The organism is Mesorhizobium sp. M1D.F.Ca.ET.231.01.1.1 (assembly GCF_003999155.2).
Lineage (GTDB): Bacteria > Pseudomonadota > Alphaproteobacteria > Rhizobiales > Rhizobiaceae > Mesorhizobium.
Map to the genome: position 1 here is coordinate 287,806 of NZ_RZOZ02000004.1, position 18,663 is coordinate 306,468.

Genomic DNA, 18,663 nt, shown 5'->3' on the forward strand with positions numbered 1-18,663 from the left:
TCCCCCGCCAAGCGGAGATCACACGGCCAGCACCGACAGCGCCGCAGCCTGCAGGCGCTCGAACGCCGCGAAGCGCCTGTCGTGCCAGGCGGCAGGCGAGGCGTTGGGCGAATAGACCTCGCCCACCTCCGACATCGCCGCCATGGCCGCGGGAAGGTTGGGGTGGCGGCCGGCGGCGACGGCGCCGAGCATCGCCGAACCGAGAAGCACCGGCTCGGGAGAGGTCGGCGCGTAGACCATCTTCCCGGTGGTGTCCGCGATGAGCTGCCGCACCAGCGGGCTCTGTCCCGCGCCGCCGCTGATGGCGATCGTGTCGATCCCGATGCCGCAGGCGCGCATGGCCTCCAGGATCTGGCGCGCGCCGTAGCCCAGGCCGCAGAGGCCGGCGAGATAGAGCGCGACAAGGCTGTCGGCGCCGGTCGCCATGTCCAAGCCGGCGATCAGCGCGCGCGCGTCGGGATTGGCCAAGGGCGCTCGATTGCCGAGAAATTCGGGAACAACGTGCAGACCGCCGATGAGCCTGTCCGCCTTGGCCGCGCCGCCATGCCGCTCGGCCTCCTGCGCCAGCCATTGGCTGAGGCTCTTGCCGCTTCGCGCCGCGATGCCGGCAAGCTCGACGGCGGCAGGATGCATGCCGACCAGGCGGTCGATGGCGGCGCCCGCGGCCGACTGGCCGCCTTCGTTGAGCCACAAACCCGGCACCATCGCGGAGAAGTAAGGACCCCACACGCCCGGCACGAAGGCCGCCTGCCGGGTGGTCGTCATGGTGCAGGCGGAGGTGCCGAAGACATAGGCCATGCGCGTCGTCACGTCGCCGGCGCCGCCGCGCGCGCCGACCGAGCCGATGCCGCCGGCATGGGCATCGATCATGCCGGCCGCCACAGGCGTTCCAGGCAGAAGGCCAAGCTCGGCCGCAGCCCCCTCCGTCAAGCCGGTGGAGAGCGCGCTGCCGGGTGCGACGATCTCGGTGCCGATGCGCGCGAAGCTCTCATCCGCAAGCGCGCCCAGGCCGATCTTGCGGAAGTAGGCGTCATCCCAGCGCGCCTCATGCGCGAGAAAGGTCCATTTGCAGGTCACCGTGCAGGTCGAGCGGGCCAGGCTGCCGGTCGCCCGCCAGGTGAGAAAATCGGCGAGGTCCATGAACTGCCATGCCGTGGCGAAAGTCCGCGGCATGGTCTCGGCGAGCCACAGGAGTTTCGGCGTCTCCATCTCGGGCGAGATCGTGCCGCCGACATAGCGCAGCACGTCCTCGCCGGTGTCGTTGATCCTGCGCGCCTGCTCGGTGGCGCGATGATCCATCCAGACGATGATGTTGCGCTCCGGGTCGCCCGACGGGCTGACCGTGATCGGCTTGCCCTCCGGCCCCAGAACGACAAGCGAGCAGGTCGCGTCGAAGCCGATGCCGTGCACCGATTGCGCCGAGATGCCGGCGAGCGCCACGGCCTCGCGGACGGTGGCCGCGACGGCGCGCCAGATGTCGTTGCTCGATTGCTCGACGATGTGGCCCTCGGCGTGCCAGACAGCGATGTCGGCCTTGGCGGACGCAAGCATGGAGCCGGCTTCGTCAAAGACGCCCGCGCGGGCGCTCCCCGTTCCGATGTCGATGCCGATGAAATGGCTGCTCATCACTCAAATCCGCGGCTGGTTGCGCCGGTTTCCATCGTTTCGATGCCGCTGTCTGTCGTGCTAGGCCGCTTTCGCCAGGCTGATGTTGTGCAGTGTCAACCGCCGGAAGTGCGAGGGCGTCATGCCCTTTTCGGCGAGGAACTGCCGGTTGAAGTTTGAAAGGGTGTTGTAGCCGACCTCGAAGCAGATGTTGGTGATCGAGGCCTGCTCGTCGCTCATCAGCATCTGGCAGGCCAGGTTGATGCGCAGCCGCTTCACATACTGCACCAGCGTCATGCCGGTGTGCTGGCGGAAGGAGCGGGAAAAGACGCTGGGCGACTGGCCGGCGATGGCGGCCAGATCCGTCTCGCTGAAGGGCTGGGTCAGGTTCTCGCGCAGATAGGCGAGCGCCTTGTTGATGCCGGCCGACATGTAGCCCGACGGGTCCGGCAGGTAGCTCGCGCTGGCCAGCATCCGCGCGTCTTCGGCGCGGCTGAGCAGGCCCATCATCATCATGAACAGCTCGATGCGGCGCACGCCCTGCGAATTCATGATCTCTTCCATCAGCGGCGCGAGATGACGGCTGGTCTGCCGGCTGAACAGCACGCCGCGGCGCGAGGCTTCGAGCACCGGCGTCAGCGCCGCGAGTTCCGGGAAGGTGTTGATGGCGCCGTCGATGAAGCCCTCGTTGAACTGGATGATGCGGCAGCGCAGCGGCACCGTCGCATCCTTCGGCACATCGCTCACCCAGTTGTGCGGCAGGTTGGGGCCCGTCAGAACCAGATTGCCCGGCTCGAACTCGCCGATGAAATCGCCGACGAAATAGCGGCCGCGGGTGGCGACGATGAGATGCAGCTCGTATTCCGGATGGAAATGCCAGCGCACGGTGCGGAACGGATAGCCGTGCGACCAGGCGGTGAACGACTCGCCCGGCCTGATCTGCACAACCTCGAGATCAGGTTTCATCGCTGTTCCTCCACTATGAAGGCCTCGTGCGCGCTCGCCCCGTCGACGCGCCTTCTCCCATCGGCCTCATGCCAGCCAAACTATTGAACCGACAAAATCGGCGCCACCCTGTTCCCGTCGCATCATTGGTACTTTTTTGACTATTCTGAGCCTCCGCGAAACAAGCTCGGTGAATGCCTGGATCAGGACATCGGGCGAAGCCGGCCGTGGTCGATTTCGAGCGGGCGCTGGCCGATCCCGCCAACCCGGTTAGGCTGCTCTCCGCCTTCGATTGCGGCGACGGCCTGCATCCGTCCGACGACGGCTACGCCGAGATGGCCAAGGTGTTCGAGAGCGCGTTCGAGCGCTTGCTCGCAGCCTAGCAAGGCAAGCCAGTTTCAGATTGATGCCCGGGAGCGTTATGGTTCAGGTTCCGCCTCCGTGTCGGCCGATCAGGCCGCGTATCTCGCCATGACGGGTTGCCTCGACCACTGGGCATACCAGGCGTCGAACAGCTTGAGCTGCTGCTCGGCATAGCCGCGCTGGCTGTCGCTCAGCGCGTCCGTCTCGTTGAAGTGCAGCCGGTATTCGGGGTTACCCTTGAGCACCATCATGTGCTTGAAATAGAGCACCAGGTCCGGACCCTCGTCGAAGGAAGAGAGCACGGCGAGCGCGGCGTCCAGCTCCAGCGCCAGCCGGCGCGCTTCGGCATCGCCCTTGGCCGCCGCCTGGCTGAGACCCACCAGATGCAACACTTCCTTGGGCAGCACGTTGCCGATGCCGGTGATGGCGCCCGAAGCGCCGCAATTGACGAAACCGTGGAAGACAGCGGTGTCGACGCCGACCATCAGGGCAACTTCATCGTCGCGGCTGGTGATGTTTTCCGCCGCATAGCGCAGATCCGCCGGACCGCCGAACTCCTTGAAGCCGACCAGGTTCGGGTGTTCGGCGCGCAGCGCGAAGAACAGATCGGCGCGCGTGGCAAAACCATAATAGGGGCTGTTGTAGATGACCGCGGGCAGGTCGGGGGCGGCGGCAAGGATCGCCTTGAAGTGGTGGCGCTGCGCCGTCACCGACGGTCCGCGCGACAGGACGCGCGGGATGACCATCAGGCCGCGGGCGCCGACCTTCTGGGCGTGCGCGGCATGCGCCACGGCGCTGGCGGTGTTGACCGCGCCGGTGCCGACGATCACCGGCACGCCGGCCTTCACCAGGCGCTCGACGCCTTCCATCCTCTGCGCGTCGCTCAGCAGCGGCCAGTCGCCCATCGAGCCGCAATAGACGACCGCCGACATGCCGGCGGCGATCAGCTCGCGTCCCTTGCGCACCAGCGCGTCGAAGTCGGGAAGGCGGTCGTTGGTGCAAGGCGTCATCAGCGCCGGCATGCAGCCGGAAAAGACATTGGCGTTCATTCGGATTCTCCTTGAGGCTGGCACGCGGATTGGTCAGTTTGTCCCGGAGTGATAGCGCTTGCCAAGCGGATAGTCGTGGACGACAGGGAGAAACAATGCGTACCAGATCCAGCATTCGCGTCGTCGGCTGCCATGCCGAAGGCGAGATCGGCGACGTCATCGTCGGCGGCGTGCTGCCGCCGGCGGGCCGCACGATGATGGAAAAGATGATCACGATGGAGCGCGATCACGACCATATAAGGCGCATGCTGATCTGCGAGCCGCGCGGCAGCGTTGCCCGGCACGTCAATCTCCTGGTCCCCTCGACGCGCGAGGATTGCGTCGCAGGCGCCATCATCATGGAGCCGACGGAATACCCGCCGATGTCCGGCTCCAACACGATCTGCGTCGCCACCGTGCTGCTCGAGACCGGGATGGTGCCGATGAACGAGCCCGAGGCGCGCTTCAAGCTCGACATGCCTGGCGGCGTCATCGAGGTGCGCGCCGAATGCCGCGACGGCAAATGCCTGTCGATAACCTTCCGCAACGCGCCCGCCTTCGCCGAACGCCTCGATGCCAGTATCGAGGTGGAAGGGGTCGGCACGCTGAAGGTCGATATCGCCTATGGCGGGATGTTCTACGCGATTGTCGATGCGGCCGCGCTCGGCTTCTCGGTCACGCCCGACGAGGCGCGCGAACTGGCCGTCATCGGCGAGAAGGTGCGACGCGCAGCGCGAGAGCAGCTCGATGTCGCGCATCCGGCATTCGACAATGTGCGCGGCGTGTCCATCGTGCAGTTCGCCATGCCGTTCCAGGGGCCGGGCAACGTCACGCGCAACACCTGCATCGTGTCGCCCGGACGCTCCGACCGCAGCCCGACTGGAACCGGCACATCGGCCCGCATGGCCGTGCTGCAGGCGAGGGGCCTGATGAAGGCCGGCGATGTACTGATCCATGAATCGATCATCGGCTCCCGCTTCACCGGCAGAATCCTCGAACTGACCGAAATCGCCGGGCGCAAGGCGATCGTGCCGCAGATCACCGGCCGCGCCTGGATCACGGGCGAGCACAACTACTACCTCGATCCGACGGATCCTTACCCGCAGGGCTATGTGCTGTCGGACACGTGGGGCACGTCGACCTCGGTGACGCAGTAGCGACCGGCGATGCCGCCAGACCGGCCGGACGGACCGGCCGAGCGCGACGTCGGCGGAGGTCGCAGCACGCCCGATGGCGAGTTTCGTCTTTTCGCGATCCCCGCCAGAAGCGCTGCCATCCGCTAGAGCGGTTTAGCGTTTCACGGAATCGCTGAACCGCTCTAGCGCCTTGTCTTGCGCCACTCCTCGTATTCCCCGCGGGCATCGTCATGCAGCGGATAGTAGCGTTGCAGCGGCGCGCCCTGCATGAGCTTCTCGCGCGAGAACTCTTCCCAATCGTGATGCTTCTTCGCTTCCTCGATGACCTTCGGTGCCATGGCGACCGGAACCACCACCGCCCCGTCGTCGTCGGCGACGATGATGTCGCCTGGGATCACCGTGACGCCGCCGCAGGCGATCGGAACGTTGACGGCGTTGGGATAGATGCCGGTCTGGACATGATAGTTGGGCGTCCAGCCGCGCAGCCACAGGGGCAGATCGAGCTTCTCGACATTGGGCCGGTCGCGCATGCAGCCGTCGATGACGATGCCCGCGCCGCCCCTGCCCTTGAAATAGGTCGACATCATATCGCCGAAGACGCCCGAGCTCATGTCGCCGCGCGCGTCGACCACGACCACATCGCCCTCCTGCGCGTGATAGAGCACGTGCCGGTGCAGCTGCGTCTCCGGGTCGGCATATTCTCCCTCGTTGAAGAGGTCCGGCCGCTGCGGCAGGAATTGCAGCGTCAGCGCCGGCCCGACGATCGACTTGCCATGGTTCTGCGCCACCGGGCCGACCATGTGCGGGCTGCGGAAACCCATGTGGCCAAGCGTGCCGGCAACGGTCGCGGCGCCGATCTCCCTTAGCCCGTCGATCAGGTCTTTGGGCGGCCGCGTGATGTCGGGAGTATGCGTCATTGTGGACTCCGTTGAATGGAACTACCAGTTGGTGACAGAGCCGTCGCGCCGCTTGAGGTGAGGCGCTTCCCAGAAACGGAAACTCTGCGCCTGGATCGCCGCCTCGTTGACCTCGACACCCAGCCCCGGCAGGTCGCCGACCGGATAATCGGTACCGTCGAGCCGTGGTTGCACGGGGAAGAACTCCGAATTGTCGAAGCCCAGCTTCCTTTCGGGCGCCCTGGTCTCGAGCCACGCGAAGTTGGGCACCGCGGCGGCGAGATGCACAGTCGCGGCCGTGCACACCGGACCGAGCGGATTGTGCGGCATCAGGTCCACATAATGCGCCTCGCTCCAGCCGGCGACCTTCATCGCCTCGGTGAGCCCGCCGACATTGCAGACGTCGAGCCGGTTGAACTGATGGATGCCGCGCTCGATGTAGGGCAGGAACTGCCACTTGCTGGCGAATTCCTCGCCGATGGCGAACGGGATGTCGGTCATCCTGCGCAGGGATTCGTAGGCCTCCGGCGCCTCGTCCCGAATGGGCTCCTCGAGGAAATCGAGCACGCCGCGACCGAGCTTGCTGCAGAAGCTCGCCGCCTCTGCCACCGACAGCCGATGATGATAGTCGATGCCAAGGACGACGCCGTCGCCCAGCGCCTCGCGCGCCTTGTTCAGCATGCCGGCGGTCGCGCCTATCGACTCGCGCGGCTCGAAGATGTCCCTGCTGCTTTGCCCGACGGGAAAGAAGCGGATCGCCTGCCATCCCTGCGCGTGCAGCTCGCCGGCTCGTTCGATGGCTGCATCGCCCTCGGCCTCGTCTCCGGTCGAGGCAAAGGTGGGGACGCGGTCGCGCTGCTTGCCGCCGAGCAGCTCGTAGACCGGCACCCCGAGCGCCTTGCCCTTGATGTCGTGAAGGGCGATGTCGATGGCGGAAATCGCCGCCTGCAGAACGCGCCCGCCTTCGAAGTACTGGCTGCGATAAACCTCCTGCCAGATCCGCCCGATCTGCATCGGGTCGCGGCCGATGAGAAACTCGCGATAGTGCTCGATCGCGCCTGCGACGGCCTTCTCGCGGCCGCTCAAGCCGCTCTCGCCCCAGCCGGAGATGCCCTGGTCGGTCTCGACCTTGACGAGCATCTGATTGCGGGTTCCCACCCACACTGGATAGGGCCTTATCGCAGTGATCTTAAGCTTCGTTGTCATCCACGCCCACGTTCCGCCTGCGTCAGTTGGTCCTGAGCGCCATCTCAGTTTCGCCGTCGAACAGGTGCATGCGCTCCTGGTCGAACTCGAGCCAGATCTGCTCGTCAGGTGCGACGGCGATGTTGGGAGACACGCTGATGTTGACGATGGCGCCGGAGAGGAACGCCTGCACGAAGGTGATGTCTCCAGTTGGTTCTACCGTATAGGCCTTGGCGGGAATGGCGCCGGGCACCGCGCTCTTGTGCAGCTTGATCGTCGAATGTCGCGCCCCGAGGACGACCTTCCTGGTGGTCGCCCCCTGGACCTTGCGCGCGTTGGGTTGCGACAGCGCGAGGCTCCAGCCTTCCGCGCTTGTCAGAACGGTGTCGCCGTTTGCCGTCGATGCCTCCAGCGGGATAAGGCTCATCGCCGGGCTGCCGACGAAGCTCGCGACGAACATGTTTACCGGATGGGCGAAAACCTGCGCCGGTGAATCATATTGCTGCAGGTAGCCGCCGTTCATCACCGCCATCCTGTCCGCCATGGTCACGGCCTCGAGCTGGTCATGGGTCACATAGATGATCGTTGCCTTCAAATCCTGGTGGAAACGCTTGATCTCCGACCGCATCTGCACGCGCAGCTTTGCGTCGAGATTGGACAGCGGTTCGTCCATTAGGAAAACCGCCGGATCTCGAACGAGGGCGCGGCCCAGGGCCACGCGCTGCTGCTGACCGCCCGAAAGCTCGCGCGGCTTGCGCTCGAGCAACTGCGTCATGTCGAGCACCCGCGCCGCTTCCCTGACCTTCCTGTCGATCTCGTCCCTGGGCAGCTTGCGCATCTGCAGCGGGAAGGCGAGGTTCATATAGACCGACTTTTGCGGATAGAGCGCGTAGTTCTGGAACACCATCGCGATGTCCCGGTCCTTGGGGTCGAGGTCGTTGACCACCCGTTCGCCTATGAATATGTCGCCCGACGTGGCCGTGATCAGGCCGGCGACCAGATTGAGCGTGGTTGTCTTGCCGCAGCCCGAGGGACCGACTAGCGCGACGAACTCGCCGTCATTGACCGTCAGCGAAACCTCGTTGACGGCTTTGAAGCTGCCGTAGGACTTGACGAGATCTTTGAGGACCACGTGGGCCATCGGCAAAAAACTCCCTAGAGCATGATGCCGAAAAGTGTGAAGCGGTTTTCGGACGACATCATGCTCTATCTCATTGATTTAGAGCCGGATTCAGATTTCAGGTCGGTTCGACCTGAAATCATCCGGCTCTAGTGCTTGACCGCGCCTTCCGTGAGGGCGCGTACGAAGTATCGTTGCAGAACGAGGAACAGCACCACGACGGGCACGCTCATCATGAAGCTGGCCGCCATCAGGCCCGGAAAATCCGTCGTATTTTCCGAGAAGAAGCGCTGGATGCCGACCGGCAACGTCAGCTGCTCGTTCTTGGAGAGGAAGGTGTAGGCGTAGATGTACTCGTTCCACGCGCCGATGAAGGAATAGATCGCGGTGGCGATGATCCCCGGCGCCGAGAGCGGCATGACGATCAGGACGAAGGCCTGGAACCGCGTCGCTCCGTCGATGCGCGCCGCCTGCTCGAGCTGGACCGGGATGTTGTCGTAGAAGCCCTTGAGCAGCCAGATCGCCAGCGGCAGTCCGAAAGTCAGGTAGGTGAGCACAAGCGACCCATGCGTGTTCACCAGCCCGATCGCGCGCATCAGGATGAAGAGCGGCACGAGAAAGATCACCGCCGGGAACATGTTGCGCAGCAGCACGGCGAAGAACAGGAAGTTCCGGCCGGGGAACCTGAAGCGCGAAAACGCGTAGGCCGCGGGCACCGCCACGATCACCGAAAGGATCGTCGTAGCGGTCGAAACGACGAGGCTGTTCCAGAAGAAGCGCAGGAAGTCCTGGCCGACGCTGTTCTGCGGATCGAGCAGCTTCTGGTAACTTGCAAGGGTAGGCTGGTCGGGCCACCATTGCGGCGGCAACTGCATCGCCGCGAAGCCGGACTTGATCGAGGTGAGCAGCATCCAGACCATCGGCAACGCTGTGTAGAGCAGCATGAAGACCAGGAACACCCGCCCGCCCCACCGCCATCCGTCGACGCGCATGCGGCGACTGGTCCGGCCCCGAGTGACTGTCTCGGCAATGGTGCTCATGCGTTCCCATCCTTCCGCTCGTTGCCGCTCAGCGCACGGACGTAGAAGTAGCCGAGCGTCATCAGGATGAGGAACAGAAGCACCGAATAGGCCGATGCCACCCCCCAGCGCTGACGGCCGAACGCAAGCTCGTAAATGTGGGTGATCCAGATATGCGATGCGTTCGACGGGCCGCCGCCGGTCATGATCCAGGGGATGATGAAGGAATTGAAGTTGGCCACCGCCAGCAGCAGGATCGTCACCGTCGAGACGTTTCTCAAATGCGGGAAAGTGACGTGCCAGAAGCGCTGCCAGGCATTGGCTCCGTCGACCTTTGCGGCGCGCAGCAACTGGTCGGGGACCGTCTGCAGGCCGGCCATCATCATGATCATGGCGAAGGGAAACTCACGCCAGATATTGACGACGATCAGGGACGGCAGCACCGTGCCGACGCTGTCGATGAAGTTCGGCGGCCGGTCGGCCAGTCCGAGCTCGACCAGCACCGCGCCAACGATGCCGAAATCCGAATGGTAGATCCACTTCCAGATATAGGAGGCGGCGACCGCGCTGATGACCCAGGGAATGATCAGGACGGCGCGCAGGACGCCGCGGCCGATAAACTCGCGATGCAGCGCCAGCGCGGTGGCAAAGCCCAGGACAAAGGAGACGAAGGTGGAGCCAAATGTCCAGACGAGCGTGTTCCAGGTGACCTTCCAGAACACCTCGCTGGTGAGGATGGCCTTGTAGTTATCGAGGCCGACGAAGATCTTGTCCCGGAGCTGCAGGCCAGGCGGCGTGGTGAAGAACGACAGCTCGATCGTGTAGTAGATCGGATAGGCGATGACGATGAGCATCACCACGATCGCCGGCAGGACATACGCGTAGTCGGCGCGATGCTCCCAGATATTGCGCAGCGCGCCGGACCTGTCGGGTTGCAATGTTCGGCGAGCCTCGGTCTGGCCGGTCACGATCGTCACTTTGGCGTGCCCTTGTTCTTCGGAGCAAACCGGCCGCACTCTCGGCGCAGCCGGTCGGATCGCAGGTCAGGCTTCGGCTAGAGCGGTTCACCGTTTCACGGAAACGTCGAACCGCTCTATCTCTTTGTTTTTACGCAATTCCGGACGGAAAACCGTTACACACTTTTCCTGGAATTGCTCTAGAGTCCGCCGCCCATCAGGTCTTTCACCTTCTTGGCCGCGTCGTCCGCTGCCTGGTCGACGGTCATCGCTCCGGTCAGGGCATTCTGCAGCATGTCCGGGACGATGATGTTCATGATCTCGGGCGACTGCGGCAGCGCCGGGAACGGGATGCCGTATGGCAGCATCGAGGTCGTGACATCGAGGAACTTGATGTTGTCCAGGCGTTCCTTCATCCACTTGGTCTTGAAGCCGTTGAGGTTGCCCGGGTTCGAGCCGGCGTAGGCCATCTTCAGCGACCATTCGGGGCTCGTCCACATGCAGATGATGGCCTTTGCCGCCGGCTCGTCCACCTTGCCGCCCTCGACATATTCAGGCTTCAGGATGTGAATGTTCGAGCCGCCGAACACGACGGCGCGCTTGCCGTCCGGACCGGTCGGAATGAGGCCGTAGCGCATGTTGTCGATGACCGTCTGCGCCTTGTCCTTGTCGGTGCCCGTCGCCTTCTTCTGCAGGTCGAGCATGACGTTGTAGTCGGACGGGTGCGAGATCATCATGCCGAGCTGGCCGGCCAGGAACAGGGGCTGGTTGTCGGCCTGCTGGTTGGTGAGCGCCGAAACCGGAACCGACTTGTCCCGGACATACATGTCGTAGGAGGCCTGCAGCGCCGCCTTGCTCTGCGGACTGTTGAGCTCGATCTCCTTATAGGTCGGGTTCGTCTTGGCTTCGTCGAAGACGCCGCCGCCATAGGCCCACAGCTGCGGCATGAAGCGGTAGGGCGTGTTGCCGGCGTTCTTGCGCGCCACGAGGCCATAGCCGGCAATGCCGAGCTTGTCGTGGATCTGCTTGGAATACTTGACGACGTCGTCCCAGGTTGCCGGAGGCTTGTTCGGATCGAGGCCCGCGCGCTTGAAGATGTCGGCGTTCCAGATGAACGCCATCGTCTCGTTGTTGGTCGGGATACCGTAGGTCACGCCGTCCCAGGTGACGGCCTTCAGGGCGCCGGGCCAGAAATCCTCGGTCGAATAACCCACATCCTCGGGCTTGAGCGGCTGCAGATAGCCCTTCGAGGCGAACTCGGTGCCACCCAGGATCTGCAGGCGGACCGCCATCGGCGCCGCGTTGCCCAAGAGCGCCGTACGGAACTTGTCGAGCAGGTCGTTGTAGGTGAGGGCCTGCTCCTCGAGCTGGATGTTCGGATAGGTCTTGCGGAAGGTCGCGAAGAAATCCTTGTAGTACTGGCGCAGGAGGTCGGGGTCGCCCTCGAACACGCCCTGGTACCAGAAAGTCAGTCGCCCCTTGTAGTCGAGCGGGGTGACCTTGGCGCAATCGCCCGCCGTGTCAAAATCCTGCGTGCCCGCAATCGAGCGCACATACTCCGGCGACCATTTGCTCAAGTCGACCGGCGGCGCGGCCAGCGCCGGCGCCGACATCAACGATGCCATTAAAGCAGTCGAAACAGTGCCGCGCAGGACGGCACCGCCGAGTGTAATCCTCGTCATAGGTATCCTCCAGGTTCTCTCCCACGCCGCTTCGCTTCGGGGCAAGCGGTCCTCGCTCGTTCGACCGCGGGCATCTGCTTCGTGTATCCCATCGGCCATCTTGTACGTTTTCAGATCGTGAATTGTCTGTCAACGCACCAGATCGTACATTGTTTATCGAAACTTTGCGTGATAATCGGATAATGTGTGTATTAATCTAGGAGGAACCGGCCTTGGCCGAAGCAAGCGATTTCAAAGCCAAGCCACCTGCGGGGATCGATCCCATAGGGGCCTCCAGCGAGGGCGCCTCGCTTTATGAACTGATCAGGGAAGACATCATCGAGGGACGGCTCGCCGCCAACGAACGGCTTGTGGTCACCGATCTCGCCCGGCGTCACGGCACTTCGACCAATCCCGTGCGCGAGGCCCTTCAACTGCTGCGCGGCGAGGGCTTTGTCATCTTTGCCCCCAACCGGGGCGCGCGCGTGCGACCCATCGATCAGGAATTTGTCCGCGATATTTACGAGATCGGCGTTCTCATCGAGCCGGCCCTGACCAGGTGGTTCGTGAACATGGCCACCGGCGAGGACATCGCCGAACTCGAACGCATCCAGGGCCTGATCGAAGAGAACAACTTTGCCGATACATTGAGGCACAGCGAGCTCGATACCGCCTTCCACACCGTGATGTACCAGCGGCACTACAACCGCCATGCCGCCGAGCTTTGGTGGAAGCATCGAGAAGTGCTGCGAGCCGTGAGCCGGCGTTTCGATTTCACCCTCGCGCGACGCGCCGCGATCATTCGCGAGCACCGCGAGCTCATCGCGCTCGTAAAGGCGGGAGAAGGCGACAAGGCGGCCGAGCTCGTTGCCCGCCATGTCGAGGGTTCCGGCCGGCACATCCTCGAACATATGCGAGCCCGCAACGCCGCACGGGCCGGATAGGACACACCCGGTCTGGAACGTCGTCAGCCAGACCATTCAGACAAAGGTAGCTGACATGAAAATCACGAGCATACGGCCGTGGCTGATCAAGTCCGGCGGTTCTTACTGGGGAGAGTACCTGTTCGTCGAAGTGACGACCGACGAGGGCGTGAGCGGATGGGGGGAAATCACCACCACGACAAAGCTGGCCAATCGCGCTCTCTGCACGATCCTGCGGCAGATCGGCGCCGCCATGGCAGGTGAGGATCCCGCGCGCATCGAATATCTCTGGCACAAGATATTCCGCAGCTTCACCTACATGGGCAGCCGCGGCGCCGCCGTCGAATGCGTCAGCGCCATCGACATAGCCCTCTGGGATATCCGCGGCAAAGTCCTCGGCAAGCCGATCTACGAGCTGCTGGGCGGACCGGTGCGCGATGAGATCGCCCTCTACACCCACCCCAACCAGGCCAAATTCACCAGCAAGGAGGCCGTGGTCCGCGAAATTCGGGATATCGTCGAGTCCGGACACTCCGGGCTCAAGTTCGACCCTTTCCCCCACCAGGGGCCCAGCGTCGATGGCCTGCCCCGCGAAAGGCGGGACGGCTACCTCGACGGCGGCATGACCCGCAAGGACGAGCGCGAAGCGGCCGAGCTTACGGCCCTGATCCGCGAAACAGCGGGGCCCGATGTCGACATCCTCATCGATGCGCATGGCCGCTTCGACGTTCCCACCGCCATCCGCCTCTGTCGCAGCCTCGAGGAGGCCGGCCAGATCGACTGGTTCGAGGAGCCGTGTCCGCCCGAAAGCCTCAACGCGCTCAAGCAGGTGCGCGAGAAGGTCAGCGCCGCCATCTCGTGGGGCGAGCGCGGCCACACGAAGTGGGATTTCGTGCCGGTGCTCGAGAACAAGCTCGCCGACTACATCATGCCCGACGTCACCTGGACCGGCGGCATTACCGAGCTCAAGAAGATTTCCGCCCTGTGCGAAGCCTATTACGTCCCGGTCTCGCCGCACGATGCTGCGGGGCCGATCAACGTGGTCGCGGGAGCGCAGGTGATGATGACCGTTCCCAACTTCTACAAGCTGGAGACGTCGGAGTGGAATCTCGGCAAATACGATCATCTCATCGACAGGCCGCTCGACGTTTCGAACGGCAGCCTCAAGCTGACGTCGAAGCCCGGTCTCGGTGTCGAGATGAACCGCGACTATCTGCAGGCCCACGAAATCGAGCTGGCCTAGCGACCTTCCATGCCGGCCAGCATGTGGGCAACAAGCCCCGCCAAACAGAACGAGGATAGGACATGCCAAAAACCGATGGAGCCGACGAGGCCCTCAATCGGGTCAACACGAATTCCAGGCCGTCCGACCTTCGCATCACCGACATGCGGGTGGCTGAGATCGTCGGCGCGCCGTTCACCTCGGCGCTGCTCAAGATCTACACCAACCAGGGCATCGTCGGGCTTGGCGAGGTGCGCGACGGCGCCAGCGCCACCTTCGCGCTGATGCTGAAGAGCCGGCTGCTTGGCGAGAACCCTTGCGACATCGACCGCCTGTTCCGCCGCATCAAGCAATTCGGCGGGCACGGCCGGCAAGGCGGCGGCGTCTCGGCGGTCGAAATCGCGTTGTGGGATCTCGCCGGCAAGGCCTATGGCGTCCCGATCTACCAGATGCTGGGCGGCAAGTTTCGCGATCAGGTGCGCGTCTACTGCGACACCGACGCCGAGAAACCCAGCGGCACCGAAACCGGCAAGCGCCTCAAGGCGCGCATGGACCGTGGGTTCACCTTCCTCAAGATGGATCTGGGCTTGATGCAGATCGCCCATATACCGGGCGCTGTCGTCGCGCCCGCCGGCGCGCTCGAAGGGTTTCACGGCAATCCGCGCGGCCGCGGCGGCACGCTCGAGGAGCGCAAGGCCCGCAATCTCGCCTACGATGCGCAGAACGTGCAGCACCCATTCACGGGCCTGCATTTCACCGAAAAGGGGATCGACCTGCTCGAGCAGTACATCCACGAGGTTCGCGAGGTCATCGGATACGAGATCCCTCTCGCCATCGATCATGTCGGCCACATCTCGCTGCAGGACGGCATACGCCTGTCGCGCCGTATCGAGAAATACGTGCCGGCCTGGCTCGAGGACGTGATTCCCTGGCAATACACCGAGCAATACCGGCGGTTGCAGGAGGCCACCACGGTGCCGATCTGCACGGGCGAGGACATCTACCTCAAGGAGGGCTTCGAGCCTCTGCTGAAGAGCGGCGGCCTCTCGGTCATCCACCCGGACCTGCTGACCAGCGGAGGCATCCTCGAGACCAAGAAGATCGGCGACATGGCGCAGGACCATGGCGTCGCCATGGCCATCCACATGGCCGAAAGTCCGATCGCCGCGATGGCCGCGGCACATGTCGCGATCGCGACCGAGAACTTCTTGGCGCTCGAATACCACTCCGCCGATGTCGACTGGTGGGACGATATCGTCACCGGCCTGCCCAAGCCGCTCGTCAAGGACGGCTTCATTACCGTCCCGGACAAGCCGGGCCTGGGGATCGACGACGTGGTCGACGAGGTAATCTCGCTGCATCTGCAAGCGGGTGTCACGGGGATGTGGCAATCCACCGAGCATTGGGACAATGAATATAGCTGGGACCGGACCTGGAGTTAGCCCAGACCCCTTCCTTCATTCCCCCAGACTCACAGGGCCAACGACCGACCATTCGTGTCGACCTCTCCCAAAGGAGAGGCGAAGAAAGAAACGGACGAAACCATGATCTACGAACTGCGAATCTATGACTGCCTGCCGGGCAGGCTGCCGGCTTTGCTCAAGCGCTTTTACGACCAAACGCTGGCAATCTGGGAGAGACATGGCATCCGCCAAGCCGGGTTTTTCACCACGGCGATCGGCGAAAACAGCAATCGCCTCACCTATTTCCTTGCCTGGGAATCGCTGGCCGAGCGTGAGGCGAAATGGGCGGCTTTCGTCACCGATCCGGCATGGCACAGGGCCCGGGACGAGTCTGAGCGCGACGGGCAGATCGTTGCCAATATCAGCAGCCAGCTGCTCACGCCGACAGCTTTCTCGTCTGTGAAATAGGACTGCGCCATGAAGATCACCGACCTGCGCTGCGCCGTCATCGGGCGGCACCCGATCGTCCGCGTCGTCACCGATGAGGGGCTCTATGGCCTGGGCGAAGTCGAATACACAAAGACCTATCTCAAGCCCTTCGTGCTGCATTTCCGCGAGGCGCTGATCGGCGAGGACCCGACCGACGTCGAGCGCGTGATGCTGAAGGTCCGCCAACGTGGCTCTTTCAAGCCCTACGGCGCGGCGGTGAGCGCCATCGAACATGCGCTGTGGGACATAGCCGGCAAGGCCGCGGGCGTGCCGGCCTACAAGCTGCTCGGCGGCAAGGTGCGCGACAAGGTGCGGGTCTACAACGGCTCGATCCGCCGCAAGCGCGCGGGCGACCGGCCGCAGGATTACGCCGCCGACGTCAAATGGATGATGGAGCAGCCGCAGAACTTCTTCATGATCAAGCAGGGCATCTCGTTCCACTCCAACATGAAGGACACGATAGAAGGCTTCCACTACGGCGTGACGCAGAAGAAAGCCGGCTATCACGGCGCCATGGACCAGGGCGTGATCAGCGAGCGCGGCTTCAATCACATGCTCGACTGCGTCGTCGCGATGAAGGAAGTGCTGGGCGACAAGGTCAGCCTGGCGCTCGACTGCGGCCCGGGCTGGATGCTGCCCGACGCGATCAGGTTCGCCCGCGCCGTCGAGAAGTACAATCTGATGTGGCTCGAGGACATGCTGACCGGCGACTATGTGCCGTGGGTCAATCCGCAGGCCTATCGGGAACTTACCGCCTCCACCTCGACGCCGATCCACACCGGCGAGCAGATCTACCTGCGGCACAATTTCAAGGAGCTGATCGAGACGCAGGCGGTGCGCGTGATCGGCCCCGATCCTGCCGATATCGGCGGCATTGCCGAGCTCAAATGGGTCGCCGAGCACGCCTATATGCACTCGATCCTGATGGCGCCGCACGGCACCGCCAACGGCCTGCTTGGCCTCGGCGCGCTGATCAATGTCTGTGCCACCTTGCCCGCCAATTACGTCGCCTTCGAATATCCGAGCGCCTCCGATCCCTGGTGGGAGGACCTCGTCATCGGCCTGCCGCCGCAGATCGTGAAGGACAGCATGGTGGACCTGCTGCAAGCGCCGGGGCTGGGCCTCGATATCGACGCCGAAGCGGCCGGGAAGTATCTCAGGGAAGAGGATGCGGGCTTCTTCGACTAGATGAATTCCAGCAAAGTGCGTGGCGGTTTCCCGTCCGGAATTGCGCAAAAACAAATGCTTGGAGCGGATCAGCGATTCTGTGAAAGCTGAACCCGCTCCAGGCCACGCTTCCTTCGTTGTGGCCAGCCAGCTTCGTACCCAGCCGCGGGCGGCGCTCTGCCGTACGGGTACGCGAGCTCCATCGCCTCCTGGAACAGCGGCCATACGTCCAGGCGATCCGACGCCTGTCCCAGCGGGCCGGCAATCGCCAGCTCGACATCGCCACTCTTCAGCGCGTCGATGACGGCAGCCGGCGAGCCACGGTTGATCTTGAGGTGCGCGCCAGGATAGGCGCGGAACAGCTCCATTGATACTGTTGGAAATGGTGACGTTGAGCGGCGCGACGTCGCTGCTTTGCACCGCCTTCGCCAGCGATTTGGCGGAAGTGGCGGCGTCGTAGCACTGTTGCAGCAGCGGCAGCATGCGATGCCCAAGCTCGGTCAGGTGAGAATGCTGGCGCTCGCGCCGGAGGAGCTCTCCCCCCAGTTCCTCCTCGAGCGTCTTGATGGCACGGGTCAGCGTCGGCTGCGTGACATTGCATTCCTCGGCCGCCCTGGTGAAGTTCAGCGTGTTGGACAGGGCCAGGAAATAGCGGAACCTGCTGCATCTCCATGGAATTTCGCCGCCTCAGCGAAAATGGTCCATCAGCGACCCCGCATGTTGGCAGGCTAACGCAATCGAGCGATTTCGGCAAAGCATGGCCAGTCCGAAATGTGCCGTGCCGCAGCCAGCCACCCGGAATCCGGCTTGCAGGCCGGGTATTTGTCTGACATGATTTAACACTTCCTAATGTTGCACTTGGCGATTGGGGCATAGTGATGGCTAAGGAATCTTCGAGTGCCGCTGCTTCAGCAAGCAAAGCGGACGCAAATCTGATAGGTAATCCAGAGGGAAACGGACTGAACTTCATGGCCGCCCAGGCGCGCGAGGGCGGGGCAGGCAGTGACGCTCCAGGTGTCGACAAGATACGCGATCTTTTGTTCGGCAACCAGATGCAGGACTATGATCGCCGCTTCTCCAAGCTTGAGGAGCGGTTCCTGCAGCGCTTCAAGGATGTCGAATCCGAAGCCAAGCGCAATCTTGAAACCTACGAGTCGAATGCGAAGAAGCAGGTTGACTCGCTGGCGACGCAGTTGCGCAACGAAAAAGATGCGCGAGCCGAGGCTGACAAGGAGATCGACCGCAATCTTCGCGATCAGAATCAGGCGCTCGAAAAGCAGGTGCGCGCGTTGTCTGATCAATTGAGCGAGCTCGAGCGCGAAATAGCGGATCGCATGAACAGAAGCGACCATTTGCTGCGCGAGGAAATCAAGCAGAAGAACGAAAGCGCTCAATTGCTGATGGAGAAGATTTTTTCCGATCTCAGCAACGTCAAGACCGACCGGAATCTTTTGGCCGGCCTGTTTGTCGAGGTCGCGAAGTGTCTCAATCAGGATCCCGTCGGCAGCAAGGGCAATTCGGAGCGTGGCTGGAAAGTGAGTTGAT

The 18,663-nt window shown here is 63.4% G+C and carries 18 protein-coding genes; 8 read left to right on the plus strand and 10 right to left on the minus strand.

Annotated elements, in window-relative coordinates; all coding sequences use genetic code 11:
- Nucleotides 1-18 precede the first annotated feature (18 nt).
- A complete protein-coding gene (locus tag EN874_RS13995; protein WP_127425256.1) occupies nucleotides 19-1,626 on the minus strand; it encodes an FGGY-family carbohydrate kinase in 1,608 nt (535 codons plus the stop codon).
- A gap of 60 nt (nucleotides 1,627-1,686) precedes the next feature.
- Nucleotides 1,687-2,571, minus strand: coding sequence for an AraC family transcriptional regulator (locus EN874_RS14000; protein ID WP_127425257.1), 885 nt, complete (start codon nucleotides 2,569-2,571; stop codon nucleotides 1,687-1,689).
- A gap of 173 nt (nucleotides 2,572-2,744) precedes the next feature.
- Between EN874_RS14000 and EN874_RS14005 the strand changes: the two genes are divergently transcribed.
- Nucleotides 2,745-2,933, plus strand: a complete 189-nt coding sequence (locus EN874_RS14005) for a hypothetical protein (RefSeq protein ID WP_127425258.1) — start codon at nucleotides 2,745-2,747, stop codon at nucleotides 2,931-2,933.
- Between the two features lie 69 nt (nucleotides 2,934-3,002).
- Here EN874_RS14005 and EN874_RS14010 read toward each other — a convergent pair whose 3' ends face one another.
- The gene (locus tag EN874_RS14010; protein WP_127425259.1) at nucleotides 3,003-3,962 is read right to left on the minus strand and encodes a dihydrodipicolinate synthase family protein; all 960 of its coding nucleotides are present in this window, start codon (nucleotides 3,960-3,962) and stop codon (nucleotides 3,003-3,005) included.
- A 95-nt stretch (nucleotides 3,963-4,057) separates the two neighbouring features.
- Here EN874_RS14010 and EN874_RS14015 point away from each other — a divergent pair, with 95 nt between their 5' ends.
- A complete protein-coding gene (locus EN874_RS14015; RefSeq protein ID WP_127425260.1) occupies nucleotides 4,058-5,098 on the plus strand; it encodes a proline racemase family protein in 1,041 nt (346 codons plus the stop codon).
- A gap of 161 nt (nucleotides 5,099-5,259) precedes the next feature.
- On the opposite strand, the gene EN874_RS14020 is transcribed toward EN874_RS14015, so the two are convergent.
- The 6 genes from EN874_RS14020 to EN874_RS14045 all read right to left on the minus strand — a co-directional run bounded on the left by EN874_RS14020 (nucleotide 5,260) and on the right by EN874_RS14045 (nucleotide 11,935).
- On the minus strand, nucleotides 5,260-5,994 hold the full coding sequence (locus tag EN874_RS14020; RefSeq protein ID WP_127425261.1) for a ribonuclease activity regulator RraA: 735 nt from the start codon (nucleotides 5,992-5,994) through the stop codon (nucleotides 5,260-5,262).
- A 21-nt stretch (nucleotides 5,995-6,015) separates the two neighbouring features.
- Nucleotides 6,016-7,179, minus strand: a complete 1,164-nt coding sequence (locus EN874_RS14025; protein ID WP_126087682.1) for a mandelate racemase/muconate lactonizing enzyme family protein — start codon at nucleotides 7,177-7,179, stop codon at nucleotides 6,016-6,018.
- Nucleotides 7,180-7,201: 22 nt separating this feature from the next.
- A complete protein-coding gene (locus EN874_RS14030; protein WP_127425262.1) occupies nucleotides 7,202-8,299 on the minus strand; it encodes an ABC transporter ATP-binding protein in 1,098 nt (365 codons plus the stop codon).
- 128 nt (nucleotides 8,300-8,427) lie between these two features.
- Nucleotides 8,428-9,318, minus strand: coding sequence for a carbohydrate ABC transporter permease (locus tag EN874_RS14035; protein ID WP_127425263.1), 891 nt, complete (start codon nucleotides 9,316-9,318; stop codon nucleotides 8,428-8,430).
- Complete coding sequence (locus tag EN874_RS14040) at nucleotides 9,315-10,274, minus strand: sugar ABC transporter permease (protein WP_127425264.1); 960 nt, start codon at nucleotides 10,272-10,274, stop codon at nucleotides 9,315-9,317. Before EN874_RS14040 ends, EN874_RS14035 begins: the two co-directional genes overlap by 4 nt.
- A gap of 179 nt (nucleotides 10,275-10,453) precedes the next feature.
- The gene (locus tag EN874_RS14045) at nucleotides 10,454-11,935 is read right to left on the minus strand and encodes a sugar ABC transporter substrate-binding protein (RefSeq protein WP_127425265.1); all 1,482 of its coding nucleotides are present in this window, start codon (nucleotides 11,933-11,935) and stop codon (nucleotides 10,454-10,456) included.
- Between the two features lie 212 nt (nucleotides 11,936-12,147).
- On the opposite strand from EN874_RS14045, the gene EN874_RS14050 reads away from it, so the two are divergent.
- The 5 genes from EN874_RS14050 to EN874_RS14070 all read left to right on the plus strand — a co-directional run bounded on the left by EN874_RS14050 (nucleotide 12,148) and on the right by EN874_RS14070 (nucleotide 17,139).
- Nucleotides 12,148-12,858: a GntR family transcriptional regulator gene (locus EN874_RS14050; RefSeq protein WP_127425266.1), complete on the plus strand. Its 711-nt coding sequence runs from the start codon at nucleotides 12,148-12,150 to the stop codon at nucleotides 12,856-12,858.
- A 34-nt stretch (nucleotides 12,859-12,892) separates the two neighbouring features.
- Complete coding sequence (locus EN874_RS14055; protein ID WP_281061445.1) at nucleotides 12,893-14,080, plus strand: mandelate racemase/muconate lactonizing enzyme family protein; 1,188 nt, start codon at nucleotides 12,893-12,895, stop codon at nucleotides 14,078-14,080.
- Nucleotides 14,081-14,142: 62 nt separating this feature from the next.
- Nucleotides 14,143-15,501, plus strand: coding sequence for a mandelate racemase/muconate lactonizing enzyme family protein (locus EN874_RS14060; protein WP_127425268.1), 1,359 nt, complete (start codon nucleotides 14,143-14,145; stop codon nucleotides 15,499-15,501).
- Between the two features lie 102 nt (nucleotides 15,502-15,603).
- Complete coding sequence (locus tag EN874_RS14065) at nucleotides 15,604-15,930, plus strand: NIPSNAP family protein (protein ID WP_127425269.1); 327 nt, start codon at nucleotides 15,604-15,606, stop codon at nucleotides 15,928-15,930.
- A 9-nt stretch (nucleotides 15,931-15,939) separates the two neighbouring features.
- Nucleotides 15,940-17,139, plus strand: a complete 1,200-nt coding sequence (locus EN874_RS14070; protein ID WP_127425270.1) for a mandelate racemase/muconate lactonizing enzyme family protein — start codon at nucleotides 15,940-15,942, stop codon at nucleotides 17,137-17,139.
- A gap of 68 nt (nucleotides 17,140-17,207) precedes the next feature.
- Here the strand turns inward: EN874_RS14070 and EN874_RS14075 are convergent, their stop codons facing one another.
- Nucleotides 17,208-17,486: a hypothetical protein gene (locus tag EN874_RS14075; RefSeq protein ID WP_127425271.1), complete on the minus strand. Its 279-nt coding sequence runs from the start codon at nucleotides 17,484-17,486 to the stop codon at nucleotides 17,208-17,210.
- Between the two features lie 510 nt (nucleotides 17,487-17,996).
- Here EN874_RS14075 and EN874_RS14085 point away from each other — a divergent pair.
- A complete protein-coding gene (locus tag EN874_RS14085; protein ID WP_127425272.1) occupies nucleotides 17,997-18,662 on the plus strand; it encodes a hypothetical protein in 666 nt (221 codons plus the stop codon).
- Nucleotide 18,663 lies beyond the last annotated feature (1 nt).